Below are 23,389 nucleotides of genomic sequence, written 5' to 3' on the forward strand. Positions count from 1 at the left end.
CTATGAATTTATGGGATCAAAAAGCAAAAACTTATGCCAGATACAGCAAGGATTTAAATGAAATTCAAAAACAAAGTTTTGAAATTTTTAAAGACTTGGGCATTAAATTTGAAGATAAAACTCTCATTGATATAGGCTGTGGCACGGGCGTTTGGACGCTTCATCTAGCTTTTTTGGCTAAAGAAGTGCTTGCGCTTGATAGCTCTTTAAGTATGCTTGAAATTTTAAGTATGGATAGTCAAAATTTAGGGCTTACAAATGTTAAAACCACGCATTTGCAATTTGATGATTTTATCTTGCAAAATCCCAAAGCACGCTTTGATATAGCCTTTTTGAGCATGTCGCCAAGCTTGCAAAGCACTAAGGACTTTGAAGCTTTTATCAGCTTAGCGGATATAAAAATTTATTTAGGCTGGGCTAAATTTAGGCAAAGTGATTTTCTAGCACCCATTTTTAAGCATTTTAATGTAAAGCCTAAAAAAGTTCCTTATGAGAAGAAATTTCAAGATTTTTTAGATGAGAAAAATATCCCTTATAAAAGCTTTATTTTTGATGAAAAACGCATTGTGAAAAGAAGCAAAGAAGAAGCCTTGCAAAATGCTTTGTGGCATTTGAAAATGAGCGATATCAATGCAGATGAAAAAGAGCTTTCAAAGCTTATAAAAACGGAAGTTACAGAAACGATCAGCTCAAAGATCAAACTCTTGATCCTTAGCTGATCCTAATAAATTAACAAAAATAAACAATATTCATGGTTAAAGTGTGTAAATATGATACACAAAATTATAAAAACATTAAAAAATAGCTTTTTTATACTCCATTTTCTCATTTTTTTGATAAAATAGCAAGTTTATAAGATTTTGCAAAAAACAATCCAAGGAAATGACATGCTTAAATCCTTAAGTATAGGCACGAAACTCGTTTTATATGTTGGTATAGTGGTTATAGCAAGCTTAATCATACTTATTTCTAACATAACCTCACAAGTTGCTTCTTATATGGAACAAGAAGCTAGAATTTCTATATCTTTAGCCTCAAAAAGATATGTAAATTACATGCGTGGCATTCTTGATGAATCTGTTGTCCTGACCAAAGGAGTTGGTGCAACGATAAATAAGATCTTAGAACAAAACGATCAAGTTGATATAAAAACACTTGAATCTATACTAAAAAATACCTTTGATAGCAGTGCTTACGCAGCCTATACCTTTCTATACCTCAAGGATACTTCTATCATATCTGATTTAGAACATGCTGATAAAAGATATACAAGTTCTAGTGGAAAATTTGGTATGGTGTTTTTTGACACTACAACAGGTCAATATGATGGCATAGAAACGATGCAATTTAGCGATAATTTTAGCCAAATGGATATTATCAGCGACATACAACAAAATTCAAAATACGGCGAACATGATCATATTTATTTTGGACCTCCATCAAGACTTAATTTTGGTGGACAAGAATTTTTGGGTATGAACCTTGCCGTGCCTATCTTTGATAAATCTAAAAAACAAATCGGTGTTTTGGGCTATACTATGGACTTTTTAGAAATGTCTGAGACCCTACTTGATCCTAAGCTTGATTTGTATGAGGGAGATTTGAGGATTTTAATCACAGATCAGGGTATCATTACTATTCACAAAAATAATAATGCTATACTTAAAACTCTTCCTGAAATCAACCCAAATGCTACAGATAAGATTATTAACGCCATAAAAGAACACAAAGATATACTCATTGATGATTATATCGCTTCAACAGGAGATCTTTCTTATGCTACTGTAAGTAGCTTTTCAACCTTTGGGGATGCAAGTTATTGGAGCATACTTGTAACTACACCTCATAAGTCTGTATTAGAGCCTTTAAAAGAGCTTGAGCTTATTATTATTGGTATTGCAGTGGCTGTTTTGATTGCTATTTTGATCGTCGTGTTCTTCTGCGTAAGAAAGATAGTTGGTGCGAGACTACCTATTATACTTCATGCCCTAGATAGCTTCTTCCGCTTCCTCAACCACGAAAAAATAGAGGTAAAAGCTATTAGAATTCGTGCTAATGATGAGCTTGGAAAAATGGGTATGATCATTAATGATAACATAGAAAAAACACGCCTAGGTCTTGAACAAGATGCCCAAGCAGTAAAAGAGAGCGTTCAAACCGTTCAAGTCGTAGAGGGTGGAAATCTTACAGCGAGGATCACAGCAAATCCAAGAAACCCTCAGCTTATAGAACTTAAAAATGTTCTCAACCGCTTGCTTAATGCCCTACAAGCAAGGGTTGGATCTGATATGGACGAAATTCAAAGAGTGTTTAATAGCTACAAATCTCTAGACTTTACCACAGAGGTAAAAGATGCAAAGGGTGCGGTAGAAGTTACGACAAATGCTCTTGGTCAAGAAATCATCAAAATGCTTACTCAAAGCTCTGAGTTTGCAAATTCTTTAGCAAGTGAAAGCGAAAAGCTCAAAAACGCTGTTCATTCTCTTACCACCTCATCAAATTCACAAGCTGCTTCACTTGAAGAAACTGCGGCAGCACTTGAGGAAATTACTTCAAGTATGCAAAATGTTTCTCAAAAAACAAGTGATGTTATTACCCAAAGTGAAGAGATCAAAAATGTTACAGGTATCATAGGCGATATAGCTGATCAAATCAACTTACTTGCCCTTAATGCTGCCATTGAAGCTGCGAGAGCCGGAGAGCATGGACGAGGCTTTGCCGTTGTTGCTGATGAGGTTAGAAAACTTGCTGAAAGAACACAAAAATCTTTAAGTGAAATCGAAGCCAATACAAATTTACTTGTGCAAAGTATCAATGATATGGCTGAAAGTATCAAAGAACAAACAGCAGGTATAACTCAAATCAATGAAAGCGTAGCACAAATTGATCAAACCACAAAAGATAATGTTCGTATTGCTAATGAAAGTGCTGATATCTCAGATACAGTAAGCGATATAGCACACAATATCCTCGAAGATGTACAGAAAAAGAAATTCTAAATTTTATCCTAGTAAAAACTAGGATAAAAATTCTATAAAAAGCATAAAAATTCTCTAATTTTATAATTTATATTGAAAAAATAGCTTTTTTATATTATAATAACACCTTATTTTATGTTATAAGGAAAAATATGGACGCTAATGCTGTTTTAATGACTATTCAAGATAAAATCCCAGCTCAGTCCTTGCCTATGTTGCAAGAAAAGCTTAAAAATGCGAGCGAAGATAAACTTCAAAATATCTCTCTTGTTCCGCTTAAAAGTAGCATTATTGGGCTTATTTTAGGTATATTTTTTGGTGGTTTTGGTATAGATAGGTTTTATAAAGGCGATATAGGACTTGGCATAGCCAAACTTGCCTTATGTGTCATAGGTTGGTTAACTGCAGTTATTTACATAGGGCTTTTGCTTTTACTTATCGTATGGGTTTGGACTGTTGTGGATTATTTCTTAGTTTTCAAAGGGATCAAGCAGGATAATCTCAATAAAATTTTAGCAATACTTTAAAAGGATACACAATGATTAAAGACATAGTCATCACATTTGGACGCTTGATACTTGATATAGTAGCGGCTTTAAGTTTTATCGTTGCTTTCATAGTTTCTATCGTAGCAATGTTTTCAGTGGGATTTTTTTCAGGCTTATTTACGCTCATTAGCTCTTTTGTAGCTTTATTCCTTAGCTTTTTTATCATCTATCTTCTTATAGATATAAGAGATGCTCTTGTAAATAGAGTTTAAATTATGCCACCTGAGCTTAAGTTGCACTTACCTTAAATTTAAGCTCACTTCCTGCCATGAAAGGCACAACCTCGCCGTAGTTTTGCGGCACTTGCCATTTTTCTTCTTTAAGCGTGATAATTTTTTCTTTTGAAAACTCAAGCTTATGGATAGCACAAGCATTATCGCTGATAAATTTTTGCAAATTTGCCTCATTTGAATGCTTGCTAAAAAGCTCAGCCAAAACACTCAAAGCAACCGGCGCACTAAAAATGCCAGCCGCACAGCCACAGCATTCTTTATCGTTTTTTGAATGAGGTGCACTATCGCTTCCAAACATCGCCTTTTCATAGCCACTAAAAGCAAGTTTGCAAAGTGCTTGTTTATCCTCATATCTTTTGGCTATGGGCTTGCAAAACAAATGCGGTTGCATTTTCCCACCAACGACATCATCAAGAGTAAGCAAAAGATGATGAAGTGTGATCGTGGCGTACAAATTCTCATATTTTTCAAGCAAATCACAAAGCGTTTTTGTCGTGATATGTTCCATAACGATTTTTAGCCTTGGAAAATTTTGTGCCAAAGCTTCATAAATAGGAGCAAATTTAGCCTCTCTATCCATCACAAAATCATTTGTTTCCCCATGCACAAGTAAAGGAATTTCAAGCTCGCTCATCGCATTTAAGGTTGAAGCTAGGTTCTTTAAATCAAAATTTGCAACCCCATTTGCTGAGTTTGTCGTAATGCCTGCTGGATAAAGCTTGATAGCAAAAATTTCAGCCCTTGCAAGCTCTAAAAACTTCGCCTCATAATCCTTAAAAAAAAGCGTCATCAAAGGCGTGAAATTCGCATTTTCACAAAGGCTTGTTATCCTTTCTTTATAGGCTCTAAGTTGCTCTAGGTTCGTAAGTGGCGGGATTAAATTTGGCATGATAACGCCCGCTCTAAAATCTTTCGCAGAAAAAGGAGCTACCAGCTTTAGCATGGCTTCGTCTCGCAAATGTAGGTGCATATCTAAGGGATTTTTAATCTTCATTTTCATCTTTCACTTTTAGCTTATAAAGCCCATTTTTAAGGCGTTTAAAAAGCTTTTTTTCTTCTAGGAATTTAAAACTTGCGATGATAGTGGGCTTGCTTGTATTAAGCTCTTTCATCAATTCGTCTATTTTAACAAAAATAAAGCCGTTTTCATCAGCTTTTTCACAAAGAAATTTAAAGATTTCAAATTTCTTTTTACCAAAAATTTGCTCACATAAAAAATCAAACTTATCCATCAAAACCACAAATCAAATAAAATAAAAGCCCACATGATAGCTGCTAAACTTATGCTAAGACAAATCGCCCCACTCGCACAATCCTTAGCGATCTTAGCCAAGGGGTGAAAATCAGGGCTGCAAAGATCCACGCAAGCTTCGATAGCTGAATTTACGCACTCTAAAATAAGTATCAAAAACAAAACAGCGATCAAAAGCAAGTGAGCAAACAAATCAAGCCTTAAAAAAAGCGAAAAAATAATAAGAGGAATGATGATAAAAAGCTCTATTTTAAAAGATTTTTCATTTAAAAGCATAAATTTAAGCCCACAAAGTGCGTAGCCTGTGTTTTTGAAAAAATTGTATTTTGGTTTCATTTGCTTTTTCCTTTTTAGTCTAAATTTGGCTTAAGTTCTTGGCTGAAAAGATCATATTCTTGTTCATAAAGGCTAGTTTGCACACCAAAAAAGCCAAGCAAGGAGCTAAAAAGATTATCATGGCTGAGCTTTAAGTGCTTTTTACTGAAAGCATTTTGATTTAAACTCAAATCATTACTCCAAAAAACAAGAGGGATATGAGTTTGAAATTTAGGAGCTAGCAAATAAGGCATGCCGTGCAGATACACTCCATTTTCCCCCAAGCTCTCACCATGATCTGAAACATAGATCACTGAGCTTAAAAACTCTGTGTGAAGCTTGGCTTCATCGATGATTTCTTCAACCACATGATCGGTATATAAAATCGTATTATCATAAGTATTTATAAGCTCTTCTTCGGTGCATTTTTGAAGCTCATTTGTATCACAAGTTGGAGTAAATTTACGAAATTCCTTAGGATAACGCTTATAATAAGTTGGTCCATGAGAACCTTGCAAATGAACCACCACAAGCTCCATATTTTCAAGGCTCTCAAGCTCTTTTTTCACCTCATCAATCAAAAAGCCATCAAATTCATTTGAAAATTTACGGACATTGATTAAACGATCACATACGCCCTGACAACCTCCTGAGTTATTACCAAGCCAAGTAACCTTAACACCTAGTCTTTGCAAGATATCGAGTACATTTTCAGCGTATTCGCTGTTTGAGTGGGTTTTAGCCTTTGAACTTGAAAACATACAAGGCACACTTTTTGCCGTTGCTGTACCACAACTATAAAAATTCTCAAAAAATACAACACCCTCATCTGGAGTAAATTCATTTGTTAAATTCCTAGAATAATCCCCCAAAGAATAATTTGCCGCTCTTGCCGTCTCTCCAACAATTAAAATAAGAATTTTTTTCTGTAAATTTGGGCTTAAAACAGCGTCTTTTGCTATACTTTGAAGCTCTTTTTTAGGAAGTAAGTCTTCTTTGCTAAATTTAATGAAAGATTTGATTTGATAAAAAGGCGTGGTGTAAAACTCAGCTTCATAATTATTTCTAAAAAATGAAACAAAAAAGCTAGTCATTGGCAAGAAAATCGCAGCTATGATAAGCAAAGAGATCAAAAACATGCTCAAACGAAGTGCTAAATGCTTTTTCAAGCTTCCATAAACAATCTTTGTTTTAAGCAAGCAAAAACAAGGCAAAAGACCAAATAAAAAGATCCAAAATACCATAGAAAAGGAGCTTAACTCACTTACTTCTTTAATGTCTGTGCGAAAAATATTGCGTATCATCAAATGATCGATAATCACGCCATATTTCATCATAAAATAAGAACTTGCACTTGCTATCAAGACAAAAATGATCATCAAAAACTTTGCCACAAAAGGCAAGAAAAATACGGAAAAAACAGCCACCAAAATAAAAAAATGAAGCAAAATAAAAATAATATAATAAAAAAAACCCTTATCCTCAAGCCTTGAAAAAATAAACTCAAACAAAACAAAATTCATAGCCGTAAGATATAAAGCACTAAATAACACAAAATAAAACCAAGAAATGCGAAATGAAAGCCTTTTTTTCAAGTTTTTCCTTAAATCTAAAGTGAGGAATTTTAGCCATTTTATACAAATCAAGCCTTAATGAAACTTAATATAAATTTATGCTATCATTAGGGTTTGACTTAAGGAGTATAAATGAAACTGATTTCATGGAATGTCAATGGACTTCGTGCTATTTGTGATAAAGAAGCTTTGGCTTGGATTGAGCTAGAAAAGCCTGATTTTGTAGGCTTTCAAGAGATCAAAGCGTACGAGGATAAATTTCCAAAAAAAATTTATGAACTTCATTTCAAACATATCTTTTCAAATTCAGCCAAAAGGGCTGGGTATTCTGGCGTGATGAGCTTGTGTGATTTTGATTGTCAGACAAGTAAATGTAAGTTTTTTGACGATGATGAGGGCAGGGTTTTAGAACACCGCTTTGATGATATCGTGCTTTTTAATATCTATTTTCCAAACGGACAAAAGGACGAGGAGAGGCTAAATTTCAAGATGAAATTTTATGCTGATTTTTTAGAATACCTTAAAAAGCTTTTAAAAGAGGATAAAAAAATCATCATTTGTGGCGATGTCAATACCGCACATAAAGAAATCGATCTTACTCACCCCAAAGCAAATGCGAAAACTTCAGGCTTTTTGCCTATGGAAAGGGCTTGGATAGATGATTTACTTTCGCTTGGTTTTATCGATACTTTTAGGCACATAAATGGCGATATTAAGGAGCATTACTCGTGGTGGTCTTATAGAATGAGGGCTAGAGAAAAAAATGTGGGCTGGAGGATTGATTATTTTTTCATTTCAAAAAATTTAGAAAAAAAGCTCAAAAATGCCTTTATAAGAACAGATATTTTTGGCTCAGATCATGCACCTGTAGGCATAGAGCTAGATATTTGAATTTCTTGTGGTATTTATTCAAAAAATAGGTGTTCAAGTAAAATTTTAAGCCCAAGTAAAACAAGCACCAAACCGCCCAAAAACTCGGCTTTGCTTTTAAATTTAATGCCAAATTTATTGCCGATTTTAAGTCCAAAACCAGCAAAAATGAAGGTGATCACTCCGATAAAAAGTACGCAAAGCCATAAATTAACCTTCAAAAAAGCAAAGCTTACCCCAACAGCTAGTGCGTCAATGCTTGTCGCTACAGCCAAACCAAGCATGATCTTAAAGCCAAATTCATTAGAATTAGTATCACAGGCTTCTTTTTGACGGGATTCTTTGATCATTTTTAAACCTATGATACTGAGTAAAATCGCAGCTATCCAATGATCAATTTGTTCCACAAAAGAAGCAAAAGAAATACCAAAAAAATACCCAATCACAGGCATTAGAGCTTGAAAACCACCAAAATACACTCCAACGATCATATAATGCTTAAATTTCAGTCTTTCAACACTAAAACCCTTGCACAAAGATACAGCAAAAGCGTCCATAGACAAAGCACAGGCTAGGATAAACAAACTTGTAATGTCCATAATTTAACCTTGATTTGGGATAGTGAAATTTAACGAAAAAAAGCTAAAAACATGATTAATTTTGTAGTAATTTTGTATTATTTATTATTAAGTTTTTATTAAGTATTAAAAGTGTATAATCTTGCTTTTAATTACGCATTAAGCTTTCTAAGCTGGCCCATTCGTCTAGCGGTTAGGACATCGCCCTTTCACGGCGGTAACACGAGTTCGAGTCTCGTATGGGTCACCACTCCTTTCAGCAAATTTTTATCTTATTTTTTATAAAATTCCAGCTATTTTATCTTGAAAGGAAATTATGAGCGATACTCGTTTTTTGCTTTTTACTCAGCTTAAAGATAAGGTTCCAAACGATAGTTTAACTCAACTTAAAGAAAGTCTTGATAAAAGCAGTGAAGAAAATTTAGAAAAACTTGTCTTTTTAAAGCTTAAAAATCCGCTCCTTGCTCTTGTTTTAAGCATCATTTTACCCGGCATAGATAGAATTTATAAAGGCGATTTGGGCTTGGGTATCCTTAAAATTATCATAACTCTTGTAGCTATTGTATTGGGTGCAAATGATAGCGAGGAACTTTTGATTATAGCTATTTTTGTAATGATAATTTATTATGTATGGTGGATAGCAGATATGTTCTTAGTTTTTAAGGGCGTAAAAAAAGATAATCTTCTTAAAATCTTTCAAATTTTAAACTCCTAAGGAAAAATAATGACAAATACAGACATTTTATTTATGCAACTTCGCGACAAAGTACCAAACGATAGTGTTTCTTACCTTAAAGAAAGTCTTGATAGTGCTTCACAAGAAAAGATTGAAAAGCTTGCCTTTCTTCAGGTTAAAAATCCTATTACAGGATTGATTTTTTCACTTGTTTTAGGAACTTTTGGTGTTGATAGATTTTATAAGGGAGATAAGGGACTAGGTATTGCTAAGATTCTTTTATTTTGGGGTTCTTATATACTTTTAATTTTTTTTATGATCACTTCTGCTACGAATTCTTTTGAACCATATTCTAGTTTTGATCTTTATAATGATAGATTTAACCCTTATACTGGTTTCGAGCCTTATGATGATGGAGATGATTTTATAAATGTTTATACAATCGGCTTAGCTTGTTCTGCTATTTGTCTTCTTCTTGCGTTTATTTGGATGCTTGCGGATATTTTTTTAGTATTTTTTGGGATAAAAAAAGATAATCTCAAAAAAATTTTTGAACTCTTAAATACAAAAAAAGAGGATTTAAGCGAACAAAGCTAAATGAAAACCATTTGTTCAACAAAAGAAGCTAGGATAGAGGTTAAAAAGTCAAGTTTCATAGCCTTTTTATGTGCATTTAAAGAATTTAAAACCCTACTTTTAAATTTAAAAAAAGAACACCCAAAAGCCGTGCATTTTGTCTATGCTTATCGCTTTTTAAACGAACTTGGACAAATCATAGAGGATAAAAGCGATGATAATGAGCCAAGGGGAACGGCTGGAATGCCTTGTTTAAATACCTTAAGAGGAGCTTTGCTCGTTGATAGTGCTGTGATCGTGGTGCGGTATTTTGGGGGTATAAAACTTGGCACAGGAGGACTTGTAAGAGCCTATAGCGATGCGTGTAATGCTGTGATAAAAGATGCTTCTTTGCAAGATTTTGAGCTTAAAAAGTATTTTACGCTTGAAATAAGTCTAAGCTTGCTTGCTAAATTTGAGCATTTTTTTAACAAAGAAAATATCATTTTTACAAAAAATTTTCGCGAAAATGATATTCTTCTTAAACTCGAGCTTAGCCCTAAAGAAAAAGAAAAACTTGTATATTTTTTACAAAATCAAGCAAGAAAATTTAGCCTACAAGAAGCCTAAAAATTTCTATTTAAATCCTCATCTTTAATCTCATAAGCTTTATAAAGACTTGGCAAAAGTTTTCTTATCTTGTAATCAAATAAATGAAAATGCTCATACACTTCTTTTAGATCAGCATTTTTTGCCTTTGAAAAATCAAATACATCAGTATTTGAAATTTTAGGGATATTGTTATCAAAAAACTCATAAAATTTAGCCCTCGCCTCAAACAAGGCGTTTAAATTTTCAACCACTCTTTGTTTATCCATGAACACTCCTTTTTATAATACACCAACAACAGCAAAAGAAACCACTATGCCTATAAAAAGCAAGGTTGGCACTTCATTATACGCTCTAAAAAATTTTCCACTTTTTTTACAGGTATCATTTGCAAACTGCTTAAGATAGCGGAAATTATCAAAATAATACACAAGCAAAAGCAAGGCGAAGCTAAGTTTTGCGTGCATATGTGGCATTTTCATAAGCAAGGGATTTAAAGCTATCATCAAAAGCCCACTAAGCAAGGTCGCAAGCATAGCTGTAGTGTTTATACCCCAAAAAAGCTTTCTTTCTTGTATCTTTACAACACTAACAAAGCCTTCATTTTGTATATTTTCAGCATGATATACAAAAAGACGAGGAAGATAAAAAAGCCCTGCCATAAAAGAAACAAAGCCAAGATAGTGAAAAGCCTTGATCCACACATAATGCTCAAGTAAAAAGTTCATTTTTTTCCTTTATTTTTATTTCAAAAATTATAGCTAATGAAAAATTTAAGCTTTATTAAGTCTTCTTATACTTCTAAGATTTTTATCTCATCTTCCAAACAATAAAACAAAAAAGCCCTTGTTGTATCTTTTTTGAGTATATGAGTGATTGCTCTTTTATAAAAACTTAGTTGCTTAATATGCTCATCTTCAAAGCTTTGCCCTGTTTTATAATCAATAACAAAGACTTCTTTATTTCCAACACAAAGTAAGTCAAGCTGTTTGATTTGCCCCTCAAAACTTAGGCTTTGTTCCTTAAAAAGCTCCTTATTTTTAATCAATTTTTGAAAATCCTCATTAAAAAGCAAGGCTTTAGCTCTTTTAAAGATAGAAGTTAAAGCCTGCTCATCTAAAAAATGCCTGTATTTTTTAGCCATTTGCTCGTAAATAAGATTTAAATTTTGCCCCTCTTTTATATCAATATGCTGCATTAAAAAATGAAAAGCCTCTCCAAAAAAGATTTCCTTGCTCCTTGTTTGCTCTTTGTTTGAAAGCTCTTGCAAAGGGATTTTCTCAAAGGCTTCAAGTTCATCTAAAAGCTCTTTTTGAGGCTTAATTTCATGCTCATCAGCTATAATTTCTCCTCTTTGCTGGCAGTCTAAATTTAAATAAAGCTCGCTGTTAAAATAGCTAAAATGTTTTGGTGGATTTTTTATGATGATGAGATTATTTTTTGCCCTTGTCATAGCCACATAAAGGGTATTAAGCTTATCCTCAGCGTCATTTTTTTTGCTTTTTTCTATAAAATTTTCAAAATCACTCTCTTTAGTTCTTGAGCGAAATTTATCCCTAATGCGAAGCTCTAAGCCCTTTTCAATATCAAATTCAAAGAGCAAATTATCCTTATTTGAATTTTCTCTTGTTGAAAGACTATCAAGCAAGATCACGCTTTCAAACTCAAGTCCCTTTGATTTATGCAAGGTCATTATACTAATGCCTAAATTTTCTTCATTTAAGATCTTTTCACCGCAAGGCTCAAACAAAAGTTCGAGGAAATTTTCTTTCTTACTTGCGTATTCTAAAAACTGGATCAAGGCTATATCACTTAGATCTAAACCAAGCTTTTTGATAAGATAAAGACAAATGCTAGCTGGATTTTCATATAATCTTAAACTAAGCTTAGCAGGGATAAAAAGCCTCTTTTTAAACTCCTCTAAATCGCTAGCCTTTGTGGCTCTTTTGAGTGAATACTCTTGCATTAAAGAAGCTGGATTTAGCAAACTAAGGCATTGTTCAAGATAAAGTTCATCGCCAAAAACGCAGTATTTCGCATAGCTTAAAAGCAAAGCCACACTGGCTTTATTTGCAAGATTAATATCGCTTTGCGTAAAGGCTTTGAAATGATGCGTTTTTAAAAACTCCACAAGCTCGTCAGCATCAGCATTTTTCCAACACAAAATGCAAAGTTTGTTTAAATTCACTCCCCTTTCTTTTAAAAAAACAAGTTCTTCAAACACAGCTTCAAAAATTAGCTCTTTTTTTAACTCCTTGCTTTCTTCTTTAATAGTAGCAATCTTAACAAAGCCTCCTTTTTTGCTTGGCAAGGATTTTTGAGGCTGATAATTTGGATATTTTTGCATAAAAACTTCATTTACAAAATCAACCAAAAGAGTATGGCTTCTGTAATTTGTATCAAGCTTATCAAGCTCAATGCTCTTAAACTCACTTTGCAAAAGATCAAAAAGCTCTTTTTTAGAGCTTCTAAAGCGGTAAATGCTTTGCTTTTTGTCCCCAACATAAAAAAAGCTTCTTTCTTTTTTCGTTCCTTCTCCTGAAAGAAGCTCGGCAATAAGGGGCTTTAAGATTTCATACTGCACAAGATTTGTATCTTGAAACTCATCGATTAAAAGATGAGAAATTGCTCCATCAAGCCTAAAATAAATCAGCTCACTGCTCTCACTTTGCGTAAGCTTTAGGGTATTTTTAGCTACATCATTAAAGCTTAAAATGTTTTGGGCTTTATTTGTTCTTATTTTTACCTCTTCAAAATGCTTTAAAAGTCTTAGAATTTGAGAGATTTTAAAGGCTTCAAGCTCTTTAGCATAGCTATTTATAGCCTCTATGAGCAAGGCTCTTTTATTCATAAAATGCTCATCTTCTTTTATTTTTTCAAAATAGTCATTTTCGAATTTAGAAATTAAGGGCTTTTCACACAAGGAAGCTAGATCAGCCGAGCTTTCAATACCATCAAGCTGGAAATTCTTTTGATAATTTGAGTTTGTGCTTAAATTTAAAGCATAGCTTTTAAGCTCTAAATAGCACTGATTGACTTGTTTTAAATTAGGAAAAACAGCCTTTGTAAGCTCAAAATCATAAATATTTTGATACATTTTTTCCAAATCTTTAAAAAAGCTTTTATCCACTCTTTCTAAATAAAAGGCTAAATTTGAAAGCTCTTCTTCATTTAAATTTGCAATAAAAGCATTTTTCACCTCAAGCTCCTCAGCCCTAATAGCAAAATCACTCATCAGCCCTAAATTTAAAGAAAAGGCTCTAAGCACTTTAGCAAAAAAGCTATCAAAGGTTGAAATTTTTAACTCAGCTCTAAAAAACCTAGCTTTTTTTTGATCTCTTAGGCTTAAGATCTCTTCTTTTTCTTTTGCTAAAAGCTTGCAAAGTTCGTTTAGCTCGGCACTTTTTTCTTCTTTGTGTAAGTTTAAAAAAGTGGAGATTATCCTTTCTTTCATCTCGTTTGCAGCCTTGTTTGAAAAGGTTAGGGCTAAAATTTCATTGATCCTTGCTCCCTTTAACATAAGAGCGATAAAGCGGACACTTAGAGCAAAGGTTTTTCCACTGCCAGCACTTGCTTCTAGGGCTAAAAATGGTTTAAATTCGCTCATTTTAAATCCTTTTCATAGATGAGCTTATAAGGGCAATACTCATTTTTTTGCTCATTTTCAAAACAAAGTTCTTCTTCAAGTTCGCTTTTAAGTCTTTTTAGTGTTTCTTTTAGCTCATCAAGGGTTTTAGTATCTTTGCCCTTATCTTTTTTCATATTTTGCAAATCATAAAAACAAAATTCAGCCTTTTCATCAAAAAGTAGTTGATAAAAGGCTGGCTGAAAGGATTTTTCTGGGATTTTTCCACTTTTATAATCAATAATGAGCTTAAAATTTAGCCCCTCATCTATGCGGTCTATAATGCCTTGAAGTGTGATTTTTTCATCAAGCTTTCTTTCAAGCTTATATTCTGTGTGTAAAATTTTAAAGCCTTTAGAAAAATGTTCTTTTTCAAGCCTTTCAAAATCCTTAAATCTTAGCTCAAGTCGTTTTAAATCAAGCCTTGAAAGCTCTGTTTTTTTTGCCTGCTCTTTTAATAAACTCATAAATCTTTTAAAATCAAAATCATTCTTTGATCCTTGATAATAAAGTTCTAAAAGCTTATGTAAAAAAATTCCTATATTTTTAGGCTCAAAGCTCAAATTCAAAGCCCTAGCTTCTTTAATGCCTAAAATATACTTATAAAAAAAGCTTCTTTTATGCTTTAAAAAAAGATCTAAACGGGTAAATGAAAGCTTTTCTTTAAACAAGTCATATTTAAGACTTGGTGCTTTTAGGGGATTTAAATCAAGTTTTTTTGGTGTTTTTGTGTATTGTAAGGCACGCAAAAAAGCAAGGCTAGAATGGGTATTTTCTTCTTTTATATTTAATCCTAGCTCATCTAAAAAGCGAGCTTTTAGCCTCTCTTCATTTTCCACATAGCAAAGGCTTACACGCTTAGCATTTTTCATCAAGCTTTCATAATAAAATCTTTGTAAATTCTCTCTATTTTCAGCACTGATAAGCCCAGCTTTTTTACGCACAGCCTCATTTAAAAACATAGCACTTGCACTTCTTTTTGGGATAAACTCATCATTAAAATCAACAATAATCACCCCATCAAAACAAAGCCCCCTGCTTTCTAAAAGCCCCATAACAGTAACAGCCCCACCTCCAACAAAGCTTTGCTTTAAAGAAGAAAGCTTCATAATAAAAAGCTCCAAAAGCTCTTTAAGGCTTAGTTTTTCAAATTCTAACAAGCTTTTAATGAAAAAAAGCTCATTTTGAATTTGATCTCTTATTTCTAGGCTTTCATCTTCAATAAGACTTAAGATAAAAGAAGAAAAATACTCAAAATCCACCTCTTCTAAAAGCTCTTTTTTAAGCTCCTTATATACTTTAAGATCAAAGCTTTTTAAAAGGGTATTTTTAAGATCAAAGCTTGTTTTTTCATCACTAAAATAAGCCTCATTTTCATCATAGCTAAAATTATCGTCTATAAGAGCATTATATAAGGCTTTAAGCCTTTGATAAAAAAGACTTGTTTTTATAGAAATCCCACTAGCAAAATTAAGCATATTATATCTGTCAAAAAGTCTTAAAAGCTCACAAAAACTCTCATCAGGAGTGATAAGAGCTATCTTTGAAGGCTCTATGCCAGCTCTTACGAACTTACTGATCTCATTAAAAACAAAGCTAACTTGCAAGCTTCTTAGCTCAAATTTTTGCACACTTACAAAGCTTGCTTGATGTGAAAAATCCCCCTCTAAGCTAAGCTTTTTTGTGTTTAGATCAAAGATATAAGCCTTATTTTTTTCAAGCTCAAGCTCTTTTAAAAAGCTCAAGCTCTTTAAAAAATCAAGATTAAATTGGCTCGTTTTAAAATGCAAACTAAGGGGAAGTTCTTTGCTGATAAGCTCTAAAAGCTCGCTTTCAAAAGGAGATAAAAAGCCATCCATATAAAAAACTATGCTTTCGTAATTTTTTAAAAAGTCTAGATTGAGCTTGAAATTTTTAATCAAGCTTAGCTCATCGTATAAATTTGCTTTTTCTAAATTGCAAAAATAATTTTTCAAAAGCTCATCTAAGATATCTAAATGCTCATCATATAAGGCGTAAAGATCTTGATTTTTAAGATCCTTGATCTCTTTTTTTGCAAGGCAAAGTTCTTTAAAAAAGGAAAATAAATACTCATAATTTTTCAAAAAGGCAAAAAAATTGCTTGGGATCTTAAGCACTTCCTCGCTTTTTTTACACTGCTTGCATGCTTTTTGCATTAAAAGCAAACGCTCATACTCGCTTGCCTTAAATTTATCACTAAGCAAAAGGCTTGCAAAAAAATCCCTCACGCTAAAAGCCTTATCAAGCAAGGCATCCTTATTTTTTTGTTCCTCATAAAAGGCTTTTAATGCCCTATTTGTAGTAAAAACAAAGGCTTTCATGGTAGTATGAGTTCGAAATTTTTAAAGCCGATTATTTGCTCATTTTGTGCTTTTATTTTTACTTGATACCTACCCTTGTTTAAGCCACTTAAATCAAGATTTATAAGTCTGGTGTTTGATTTTGTATCGGAAAGTAAGGCAGAACTTGCATTTTGTTCTTCAAAAAACTCAAAAAATTTATCCTCTTTGCTTGTATGTGGGCGTGTGAGCTTAACCGTGATATTAAGATCTTTAGCCTTAAACCTTTGCTTATCTTGTTCTACAATAAGAATTTGTAAGCGTTCATTTTCTACCACATAGGCTTCTTGTTTTCTTTTTTTATTAACAAGTTCTTTTTTAAGCTCATCTTTCAACAAAATAGCAAAATTTTCATCAAAGATTTTTTGTTTTTCTTCGATCTGGCTAAAATTATCCTTAACGCTTTGATACTTTTCAAAATAAAAATCATCTTCATGCACGGGATAATCACTCGCGAAAATAATAGTCGCTATACAAGCTAAAACTATAGCAAAAAGAGAAAGCAAAATGCCATAAGGCCAAAAAGTCTTTTTTTTACTCATCGTATCCTTTTCCTTTTCATACGACCTTGAACAAAATACAAAACAGCGATCAAAATAAAGCCGTAAAATATAATCCGAAGTATATTTAAAGTGTCTCTGTTTGCATTACCTACCGAGCTTTCAAGCTTTACATTAAAATAAGCTGCTACTTGATCGATAATATCGGCATAGCCATTTAAAATAGAGGCATTGTAAATATCCTTACCCTTTGTAGAAGCCAAGATAGGAACAATAGAGCGATTTAAAACCTCATTTTTATCAAAAAATACTGAAGCTTCTTTACTTGAGATAATATCCACCTTTCTAGAACTTTTTGAAAGAGCAAGCAAGATATAAGGGGAATTTAGTTTATTTTCTATCTGCAAAAGTGCTTCAAGGCTTGTGTCATCTCCTATGGCTACAGCTACAAAAACTCCTGTTTTATCATATAACTCCTCGCCCATACTTTGCAATTTTTCAACAACCTTTAAATTTAGGGTTTCTTTTTCATTGACAAGCACATGATCTAAGGAAAAAACAAAACTTGGAAAAAATAACAAGGCGGCTAAAAAACCGCCTTTAAAGAATTTACTCATCCTATTTGAAGATGATTTGCTGTCAAAACAGCCCAAGCAGTAATAGCAGCAGAAAGTATCAAACCCGCAATAATCAAAATTTCTAAGCTTTTAGTCATTTGATATCCTTTATGATAATGTGTTGTTCCCTTGTAGAACCAAATTGTTTGATTTCATTTGCTTTTTCAAGACTATAAGGCTTTTGCATAACATTTTGCTGAGTTTTAACGCCCCAAATGCTTAGTCCCACCAAAATCGCAAGCAAAAGAACAACAGCGATCAAAAAGCCCGCAATCCCATCTAAACCAAAAACACATCTATTTGTATTTTCCATTATTCACCCCTTGAAAGAGAAATCACATATTCGCTTACAGCTTGCTTTTGGATTTCATTTAAGATACTTGAGCTAAAGGCTGGCATAGTTCCTATATGACCTGCTTTACCGCGGTTAAGCACTTCCTCAACAAAAGCTGGCGAACCATACTTAGTAAGATCAGGAGCCATAACCTCACCACCGATCACACCTGTGCCATCTTCGCCATGACAAGTTACACAAGTTGCAAAAACTTCTTTACCGCGTTCAACCAAATTTTCATTTTTTGTTTTCTTGATAGCTGAAACCTCTTTTGCCACATAAGCAACAACTGCTGGAATATCTTCTTGAGCTATACCAAGTTCAGCTGCTGGAGTCATTTCTCCCATGAGATAGTTCATACCCTTAGAACCCTTAGTAACCACATCTAAAAGCCCTTCTTCGCTACCCCAAATATTAAGATCTTGAGCCTTGCCATTGATACCATCAGCAGTAATGCCATGACAAGATGAGCATTGAACCAAAAATAAATTTTGTCCCATAGCAATCTTATCATCAGCTGAAAGATTTTTAAATTTTTCTCCAAAATTGGCGTTATGTGCAGCAACTTCATTATTGTACTCGCCAATTTGTGAATATGAATTTAAAGGATAGCCCCATAAAAAATACCAAATCGCCCACACAAGTGTTAAAACAAACACTACAGCCCAACCGGTTGGGATATGATTTTTAAGCTCGCCAATCCCGTCCCAAGTATGCTCACTAAGCTCTGCATTTTCTTTTTTTACCTTCATTTGCTGGAACATTCTAGCCACAACAACCAAAGTAATCAAAATAATAAGAGCAGCACCTATCAAAGACAATAAATTAACATTATCTTGTAAATTTAACCATTGCATTAAGCACTCCTTTTTTCTTCTAAAACTTTATCGCTAAGTTCATCATCTAGGGCAAGTTTAGCGTATTTTTCATAATTTTTATCGCCCTTTTTTTCAGCCCTATAAAGATGAAACCAATAAGCATATAAAACCACCACCATAAAAAACATCAAAAAGAAAAAGCCATAAGCTTGGAAAACTTCCCATCTTTCTTTATCGATATCGCTTAAATTTAAGGTAATGATATCAAGCAAAACATTAAAAAAAATTTTAATATTCTCCATAAATCCTACTTCAAGCTATTTAAATAAGCGATCAAAGCGACGATTTCTTTAATCTCGCCCCTTTCAAACGCAGCCTTAACTTCAGGATCTTTCATCTGTGCAACTATGGCTTCAGCTTGGGCTTTTACTTCAGCTTGAGCTTCTTCCCAAGTACCAAGTTTTGTTTGTCCTTCAACATCGTAAGGCACATTAAAAACTTCCTTTTGAGTAAGTGCTGATGCATAAGCTGTTTCTATATCAGCCATCTTTTTAAACATATGCTTATAAGCTGGCATGATAGAAGTTGGAACTACTGAAGTTGGATCAAACATGTGATTTTCATGCCAATCTGTTGTTCTATAGTTTCCAACCCTAGCTAAGTCAGGTCCTGTTCTTTTTGAACCCCACAAAAAAGGTCTATCATAAGCAAATTCCCCACTTACAGAATACATACCATAACGATCTGTTTCTGATTTAAAGGGACGAATAAGCTGAGAATGGCAGGCATTACAGCTTTCATTGATATAAACTTGACGACCAGCAAGTTCTAAAACACTATAAGGCTTTTTACTTTCTAAAGGTCTTGCATTATTTGCAAAACCCGGCAAAACCTCTACTACACCTGCATAGGCAATCACAACAAAAACAGCCACAGCAAAAAAGAATGGATTTTTTTCTAACCAACTAAACATTTTCTCTCCTTTTTACGCTGCCATAGGCGAAGCACTTGTTGGTTCTTTTTCAAGCGCTCTTCCTGAGAATATTGATTTATAAACATTGTAAGTAAACATGAAAAATCCTACAAGATATAAAAGCCCACCAACTGCTCTAATCCAATAATAAGGAATAATAGCATCCACAGTATCAATGAAAGTATAAAGCAAGTTACCATAATCATCAGTAGCTCTCCACATCATACCCTGAGTAATACCAGCTATCCACATTGAAGCAAAATAAAGCACTATACCTGTAGTTTGTATCCAAAACTGAGCTTCCATTAAAGATTTGCTGTAAAGTTCTTTTTTAAACATTCTAGGAGTCATATGATAAAGTGCTGCCATAGTCATAAAGCCAACCCAGCCAAGTGTTCCATCATGAACATGCCCCGGAATCCAATCTGTAAAATGAGCAAGAGCATTTACTGATTTGATAGAAAGAATTGGTCCTTCAAGAGTTGAGAACATATAAAAAGTTGAAGCTAAGATCATAAATTTAATCAACGGACTTTCTCTAAGTTGTTCCCATTCGCCTTTCATTGTAAGCAAAATGTTGATTGCTGAACCCCAAGAAGGTAAGATCAAGACAATAGAAAAAATCGAACCCATAGTTTGCATCCAATCAGGAACAGTAGAATAAATCAAATGGTGTCCGCCAGCCCACAAATAAACGAACATTAAGCCCCAAAATGCAAATAATGAAAGCTTATAAGAAAAGATCGGCTGTCCGCTTTCTTTTGGTAGGAAATAATAAATTTGAGCGATAATTCCCACGGTGAAAACAAAGGCAACAGCGTTGTGTCCATACCACCACTGAACGAGGGCATCATTTGTTCCAGCATACATAGAAATACTATGCCACCAATTTCCCATTCCACCACTTACAAAATAAGTAGGAACTTCCATATTGTTGAAAAGATAAAGCATAGCAATACCAAGAAAAGTAGCGATATAATACCATATAGAAATATAAAGCGTCTTCTCACGGCGAATACCAATAAGCCCAAAAATACTCACACCCCAAAGTACCCAAACAAGAACAACCACAATATCAAGTGGCCACTCAAGCTCTGCATATTCTTTTGAGGTTGAAATTCCTGCAAAAAGCGTAATCACAGCAACAACCATTAAAATCATATAAAGCCAAAAATGAAGCTTACCGATAAACATTAAAAATGGCGATTCTGCCATGCTTACCTTAAGAACGCGTTGTCCTATATAATACCAAGTTGCCCAAATTCCAGAGAGCATAAAACCAAAAATCACGCCTGAAGTGTGAAGTGGTCTAAGTCTTGAAAAAGTAGCATACTCACCCGCTAAATAATTTAAGTCCGGATACGCAAGTTGAAAGGCAATGAGCGTGCCTATAGCCATGCCCACTATACCAAACAAAATTGTAGAAAACATAAAATATTTAGCAACCGTATAATCGTAATTGATTGAATTACATGGGTGCATAAGTTCTCCTTAAAAATTTTTTAGTTTAGTGCAGTATTATAAAATAAAAAAAATATATTTTTTCTTAAATTTACAAAATAAAAGCTTTGCATTCAGCGATAATTTACTTTTTTATGCTTTAAGGATAAAACTTATCTAAAATATTTTTGGCTTTAATTATTCAATTTGTGAGCAAAAAACCCTTAAAACTAAGATATAAACCATAAAAGATGATGATAAGATCAGCCAAAAATGTATAAATTTTTTGCAAGTTTTGATGAAGAAAGGTAAAAAATTTACTCAAAAACAAAAGGGCTGGTAGGGTTGAAAGTCCAAAAACAAGCATGATCAAAGCCGCTTCAAATGCATTTGTTCTACTCATCGCAAAGGCTAAGAAAAAATACACTAGCCCACAAGGCATAAAAGCATTAGCAAAGCCCAAAATACAAGCTGATTTAAGACCCTTAAGCGTAAATTTAGATAAAATCTTTCTTTGAATTTGAGAAAAAAAAGAAAGCTCTTCGATAAATTTTAAAAGCTTTCCTCTAAAAATAAGCGCAAAACCTAAAATAATCATAAAAATGCCAAGCATAAAAAACAAAATTCCCTGAGCAAATGAAGAAAATTTAAAACCAAGACTAAAAAGGCTAAATAAAACTCCCAAAAGAACATAGCCAAATATCCTAAAAATATGATATACAAGGCTCAGTAAAAAAGGAAATTTAAAACTAGCATTAAGTTTTAAAAAGGCTAAATTTAAACCTCCGCACATTGCATAACAATGAGAAAAGCTGTTTAAAAAAGCTACACTAATGAGGGTTAAAAAGTCTATATGGCTCACATTAAATTCATAAATTCTTTAAAAATATACTTACTTTCATGCGGACCGCTTGAGCTTTCTGGGTGGTGTTGCACAGAAATTATAGGATAGTTTTTATAGCGAACGCCCTCGACATTGTCGCCAAAAAGGTTGCGATGCGTTATGATCGCCACTTCGCAAAGCTCTTCAGGGACATTGTAGTTATGATTTTGTGCGGTGATTTCTACGATTTTATTTTCAAGATTGATCACTGGGTGATTTGCACCATGTTGTCCAAATTTCATCTTGTAAGTTTCATAGCCAAAAGCATTGCTTAAAAGCTGGTGTCCTAGACAAATTCCAAGTATAGGAATTTTTGCTTCGGCTAGTTTTTTAATCTGCATAATTTCATTTTTTAAAATTTTAGGCTCGCCCGGTCCATTTGAAAGAAAAACGCCGTGAATTTTACCCTCTTTAAAAAGCTTTATCAGCTCCTCTGCCTTGATATCAAAGGGAAAAACCTCTACCTCAAAGCCCACTTCAACAAGCTCGTTGAGTATATTTTTTTTCACTCCATAATCAATCACCGCAAGCTTTTTCACGCCCTTTTTAGCCTCATTATAGCCTTGCTTTGCATTGTTCCAAACGCCTTGTTTGTGAGTATATGGCTTTTTTGTTGAAACCTCGGCAACAAAGTTGTAATTATCCATTTTAGGAGCTTTGCTTAGAGCTTCTTTTAATTCTTCTTTGCTAGAAAGCTCAGTGGAAACGATAGCTCTTAAATTCCCCTCATTTCTTATGAGCTTGACCAAAAAACGCGTATTGACATCGCAAATTCCTATTTTACCATGCTTTTTAAGATACTCATCAAGTGAGTTTTTTGCCCTGAAATTTGAAAAATTATGATTTAAATTTCTTATGATGATCCCGCTTGCAAAAACCTCGTTGCTTTCATTATCATCATCGTTTGTCCCTACTATGCCAATTTCTGGCATGGAAAATACGATAAACTGACCCGCATAGCTTGGATCAGAGATGATTTCTTGATAGCCGGTAAGTGAGGTATTAAAAACAAGTTCGCCTGTGAAAGTTCCGCTTTTCCCAAAGGCTGTAGCGGTAAAAAAAATGTCATTTTCAATATAAACATAAGCTTTCATAAAATCCCTTTTTTCTTAAGCTCTTCTTGGTAAAGCTTTTCAAACACAAGTTCGTATTCGCTAGATCCGGGAACTAATTTTCTTTTATAATTAGAAATTTTTGAACTCACTATATCTTCTAACTCTTCATAACTTTTAAGATAGGCTTCTATGGATTGAAAGATCAAATTTCTTACTCTATTTTCAGACACATCAAAATTGATAAAATCATTGTCTATAAGCTCGTTTAGAATTTGATGAGATATGTTGTTGTGCCTATCTTCGGTGTTTAAAATCACGCCAAATTCAGGAGCAAGCTTTTTTTTGACAAGCCAAAACATATTTTTTCTATCCACTTGCATAAAACTGATCTCATCTTCTTGCTCTTCTAAAAGCTCCTTTGCACGCTCATCAAGTCTTTTTTCATTTGCAAGATCTGATTCTAAGATCTCTTTAACGCTTTTATTTAATTTTTCTAAATCATCTTTAATTTGAATAAAACTTGAATTTGCCAAATCTAAAATAATTTTATTAGTGATATAAGGAACATGTTCTAATCTAATACGCATATGAGCCTT

At 33.5% G+C, this 23,389-nt stretch carries 27 protein-coding genes and 1 tRNA gene; 9 read left to right on the top strand and 19 right to left on the bottom strand.

Features of this window, described 5'->3' with window-relative positions:
- Positions 1 to 2: 2 nt before the first annotated feature.
- The 4 genes from DMB92_RS05015 to DMB92_RS05030 all read left to right on the top strand — a co-directional run bounded on the left by DMB92_RS05015 (position 3) and on the right by DMB92_RS05030 (position 3,738).
- Positions 3 to 719 carry a class I SAM-dependent methyltransferase gene (locus DMB92_RS05015; protein ID WP_142681962.1) on the top strand — a complete coding sequence of 239 codons (717 nt, stop codon included), beginning with the start codon at positions 3 to 5 and terminating at the stop codon, positions 717 to 719.
- 168 nt (positions 720 to 887) lie between these two features.
- Complete coding sequence (locus DMB92_RS05020) at positions 888 to 2,999, top strand: methyl-accepting chemotaxis protein (RefSeq protein ID WP_142681963.1); 2,112 nt, start codon at positions 888 to 890, stop codon at positions 2,997 to 2,999.
- 131 nt (positions 3,000 to 3,130) lie between these two features.
- A complete protein-coding gene (locus tag DMB92_RS05025) occupies positions 3,131 to 3,505 on the top strand; it encodes an NINE protein (protein ID WP_142681964.1) in 375 nt (124 codons plus the stop codon).
- A gap of 11 nt (positions 3,506 to 3,516) precedes the next feature.
- Complete coding sequence (locus tag DMB92_RS05030; RefSeq protein ID WP_142681965.1) at positions 3,517 to 3,738, top strand: hypothetical protein; 222 nt, start codon at positions 3,517 to 3,519, stop codon at positions 3,736 to 3,738.
- A gap of 16 nt (positions 3,739 to 3,754) precedes the next feature.
- Here DMB92_RS05030 and pyrC read toward each other — a convergent pair whose 3' ends face one another.
- From pyrC to DMB92_RS05050, 4 genes are read right to left on the bottom strand one after another with little or no spacing between them, the layout of a single operon-like run.
- Positions 3,755 to 4,753 (bottom strand): dihydroorotase, encoded by a 999-nt coding sequence (gene pyrC, locus DMB92_RS05035; protein ID WP_142681966.1) that lies wholly within the window; start codon positions 4,751 to 4,753, stop codon positions 3,755 to 3,757.
- Positions 4,743 to 4,991, bottom strand: coding sequence for a replication/maintenance protein RepL (locus tag DMB92_RS05040; protein ID WP_142681967.1), 249 nt, complete (start codon positions 4,989 to 4,991; stop codon positions 4,743 to 4,745). Before DMB92_RS05040 ends, pyrC begins: the two co-directional genes overlap by 11 nt.
- Complete coding sequence (locus DMB92_RS05045; RefSeq protein ID WP_142681968.1) at positions 4,991 to 5,347, bottom strand: diacylglycerol kinase; 357 nt, start codon at positions 5,345 to 5,347, stop codon at positions 4,991 to 4,993. The genes DMB92_RS05040 and DMB92_RS05045 overlap by 1 nt, the downstream gene beginning before the upstream one ends.
- A gap of 14 nt (positions 5,348 to 5,361) precedes the next feature.
- The gene (locus DMB92_RS05050; protein WP_409513396.1) at positions 5,362 to 6,897 is read right to left on the bottom strand and encodes a phosphoethanolamine transferase; all 1,536 of its coding nucleotides are present in this window, start codon (positions 6,895 to 6,897) and stop codon (positions 5,362 to 5,364) included.
- Between the two features lie 135 nt (positions 6,898 to 7,032).
- Between DMB92_RS05050 and DMB92_RS05055 the strand changes: the two genes are divergently transcribed.
- Positions 7,033 to 7,791 carry an exodeoxyribonuclease III gene (locus tag DMB92_RS05055; protein WP_142681970.1) on the top strand — a complete coding sequence of 253 codons (759 nt, stop codon included), beginning with the start codon at positions 7,033 to 7,035 and terminating at the stop codon, positions 7,789 to 7,791.
- 14 nt (positions 7,792 to 7,805) lie between these two features.
- Here the strand turns inward: DMB92_RS05055 and DMB92_RS05060 are convergent, their stop codons facing one another.
- The gene (locus tag DMB92_RS05060; RefSeq protein ID WP_142681971.1) at positions 7,806 to 8,369 is read right to left on the bottom strand and encodes a manganese efflux pump MntP family protein; all 564 of its coding nucleotides are present in this window, start codon (positions 8,367 to 8,369) and stop codon (positions 7,806 to 7,808) included.
- 154 nt (positions 8,370 to 8,523) lie between these two features.
- Between DMB92_RS05060 and DMB92_RS05065 the strand changes: the two genes are divergently transcribed.
- The 4 genes from DMB92_RS05065 to DMB92_RS05080 all read left to right on the top strand — a co-directional run bounded on the left by DMB92_RS05065 (position 8,524) and on the right by DMB92_RS05080 (position 10,209).
- Positions 8,524 to 8,598 (top strand) — tRNA-Glu (locus DMB92_RS05065).
- Between the two features lie 66 nt (positions 8,599 to 8,664).
- Positions 8,665 to 9,063 (top strand): hypothetical protein, encoded by a 399-nt coding sequence (locus DMB92_RS05070; protein WP_142681972.1) that lies wholly within the window; start codon positions 8,665 to 8,667, stop codon positions 9,061 to 9,063.
- Positions 9,064 to 9,072: 9 nt separating this feature from the next.
- Entirely contained in the window at positions 9,073 to 9,621 is a 549-nt protein-coding gene (locus tag DMB92_RS05075) for a TM2 domain-containing protein (protein ID WP_260604756.1), read from the top strand.
- Complete coding sequence (locus tag DMB92_RS05080; RefSeq protein WP_142681973.1) at positions 9,622 to 10,209, top strand: IMPACT family protein; 588 nt, start codon at positions 9,622 to 9,624, stop codon at positions 10,207 to 10,209. It begins immediately after the preceding gene.
- On the opposite strand, the gene cmeU is transcribed toward DMB92_RS05080, so the two are convergent.
- From cmeU to DMB92_RS05150, 14 genes are all read right to left on the bottom strand, one after another.
- Positions 10,206 to 10,457: a CmeU family protein gene (cmeU, locus tag DMB92_RS05085; protein WP_142681974.1), complete on the bottom strand. Its 252-nt coding sequence runs from the start codon at positions 10,455 to 10,457 to the stop codon at positions 10,206 to 10,208. The genes DMB92_RS05080 and cmeU overlap by 4 nt on opposite strands.
- Positions 10,458 to 10,469: 12 nt before the next feature.
- The gene (gene hemJ, locus DMB92_RS05090; protein ID WP_142681975.1) at positions 10,470 to 10,916 is read right to left on the bottom strand and encodes a protoporphyrinogen oxidase HemJ; all 447 of its coding nucleotides are present in this window, start codon (positions 10,914 to 10,916) and stop codon (positions 10,470 to 10,472) included.
- Positions 10,917 to 10,981: 65 nt separating this feature from the next.
- A complete protein-coding gene (locus tag DMB92_RS05095) occupies positions 10,982 to 13,795 on the bottom strand; it encodes a RecB-like helicase (protein WP_142681976.1) in 2,814 nt (937 codons plus the stop codon).
- Positions 13,792 to 16,155: a PD-(D/E)XK nuclease family protein gene (locus DMB92_RS05100; protein ID WP_142681977.1), complete on the bottom strand. Its 2,364-nt coding sequence runs from the start codon at positions 16,153 to 16,155 to the stop codon at positions 13,792 to 13,794. Before DMB92_RS05100 ends, DMB92_RS05095 begins: the two co-directional genes overlap by 4 nt.
- The gene (locus DMB92_RS05105) at positions 16,152 to 16,715 is read right to left on the bottom strand and encodes a hypothetical protein (protein WP_142681978.1); all 564 of its coding nucleotides are present in this window, start codon (positions 16,713 to 16,715) and stop codon (positions 16,152 to 16,154) included. The genes DMB92_RS05100 and DMB92_RS05105 overlap by 4 nt, the downstream gene beginning before the upstream one ends.
- Positions 16,712 to 17,290, bottom strand: coding sequence for a hypothetical protein (locus DMB92_RS05110; protein WP_142681979.1), 579 nt, complete (start codon positions 17,288 to 17,290; stop codon positions 16,712 to 16,714). Before DMB92_RS05110 ends, DMB92_RS05105 begins: the two co-directional genes overlap by 4 nt.
- A gap of 94 nt (positions 17,291 to 17,384) precedes the next feature.
- Entirely contained in the window at positions 17,385 to 17,603 is a 219-nt protein-coding gene (locus DMB92_RS05115; protein WP_142681980.1) for a DUF4006 family protein, read from the bottom strand.
- Positions 17,603 to 18,481, bottom strand: coding sequence for a cbb3-type cytochrome c oxidase N-terminal domain-containing protein (locus DMB92_RS05120; protein WP_142681981.1), 879 nt, complete (start codon positions 18,479 to 18,481; stop codon positions 17,603 to 17,605). Before DMB92_RS05120 ends, DMB92_RS05115 begins: the two co-directional genes overlap by 1 nt.
- Positions 18,481 to 18,744: a cytochrome c oxidase, cbb3-type, CcoQ subunit gene (locus DMB92_RS05125; RefSeq protein WP_142681982.1), complete on the bottom strand. Its 264-nt coding sequence runs from the start codon at positions 18,742 to 18,744 to the stop codon at positions 18,481 to 18,483. The genes DMB92_RS05120 and DMB92_RS05125 overlap by 1 nt, the downstream gene beginning before the upstream one ends.
- Before the next feature lie 5 nt (positions 18,745 to 18,749).
- Complete coding sequence (gene ccoO, locus DMB92_RS05130) at positions 18,750 to 19,415, bottom strand: cytochrome-c oxidase, cbb3-type subunit II (protein WP_142681983.1); 666 nt, start codon at positions 19,413 to 19,415, stop codon at positions 18,750 to 18,752.
- A gap of 12 nt (positions 19,416 to 19,427) precedes the next feature.
- A complete protein-coding gene (gene ccoN / locus DMB92_RS05135; RefSeq protein WP_142681984.1) occupies positions 19,428 to 20,897 on the bottom strand; it encodes a cytochrome-c oxidase, cbb3-type subunit I in 1,470 nt (489 codons plus the stop codon).
- 160 nt (positions 20,898 to 21,057) lie between these two features.
- Positions 21,058 to 21,717 (bottom strand): sulfite exporter TauE/SafE family protein, encoded by a 660-nt coding sequence (locus DMB92_RS05140; RefSeq protein WP_260604758.1) that lies wholly within the window; start codon positions 21,715 to 21,717, stop codon positions 21,058 to 21,060.
- The gene (gene carA, locus DMB92_RS05145; RefSeq protein ID WP_142681985.1) at positions 21,714 to 22,832 is read right to left on the bottom strand and encodes a glutamine-hydrolyzing carbamoyl-phosphate synthase small subunit; all 1,119 of its coding nucleotides are present in this window, start codon (positions 22,830 to 22,832) and stop codon (positions 21,714 to 21,716) included. Before carA ends, DMB92_RS05140 begins: the two co-directional genes overlap by 4 nt.
- Complete coding sequence (locus DMB92_RS05150) at positions 22,829 to 23,380, bottom strand: DUF507 family protein (protein ID WP_142681986.1); 552 nt, start codon at positions 23,378 to 23,380, stop codon at positions 22,829 to 22,831. The genes carA and DMB92_RS05150 overlap by 4 nt, the downstream gene beginning before the upstream one ends.
- Positions 23,381 to 23,389 lie beyond the last annotated feature (9 nt).

It is taken from the genome of Campylobacter sp. MIT 99-7217 (assembly GCF_006864365.1).
GTDB lineage: Bacteria > Campylobacterota > Campylobacteria > Campylobacterales > Campylobacteraceae > Campylobacter_D.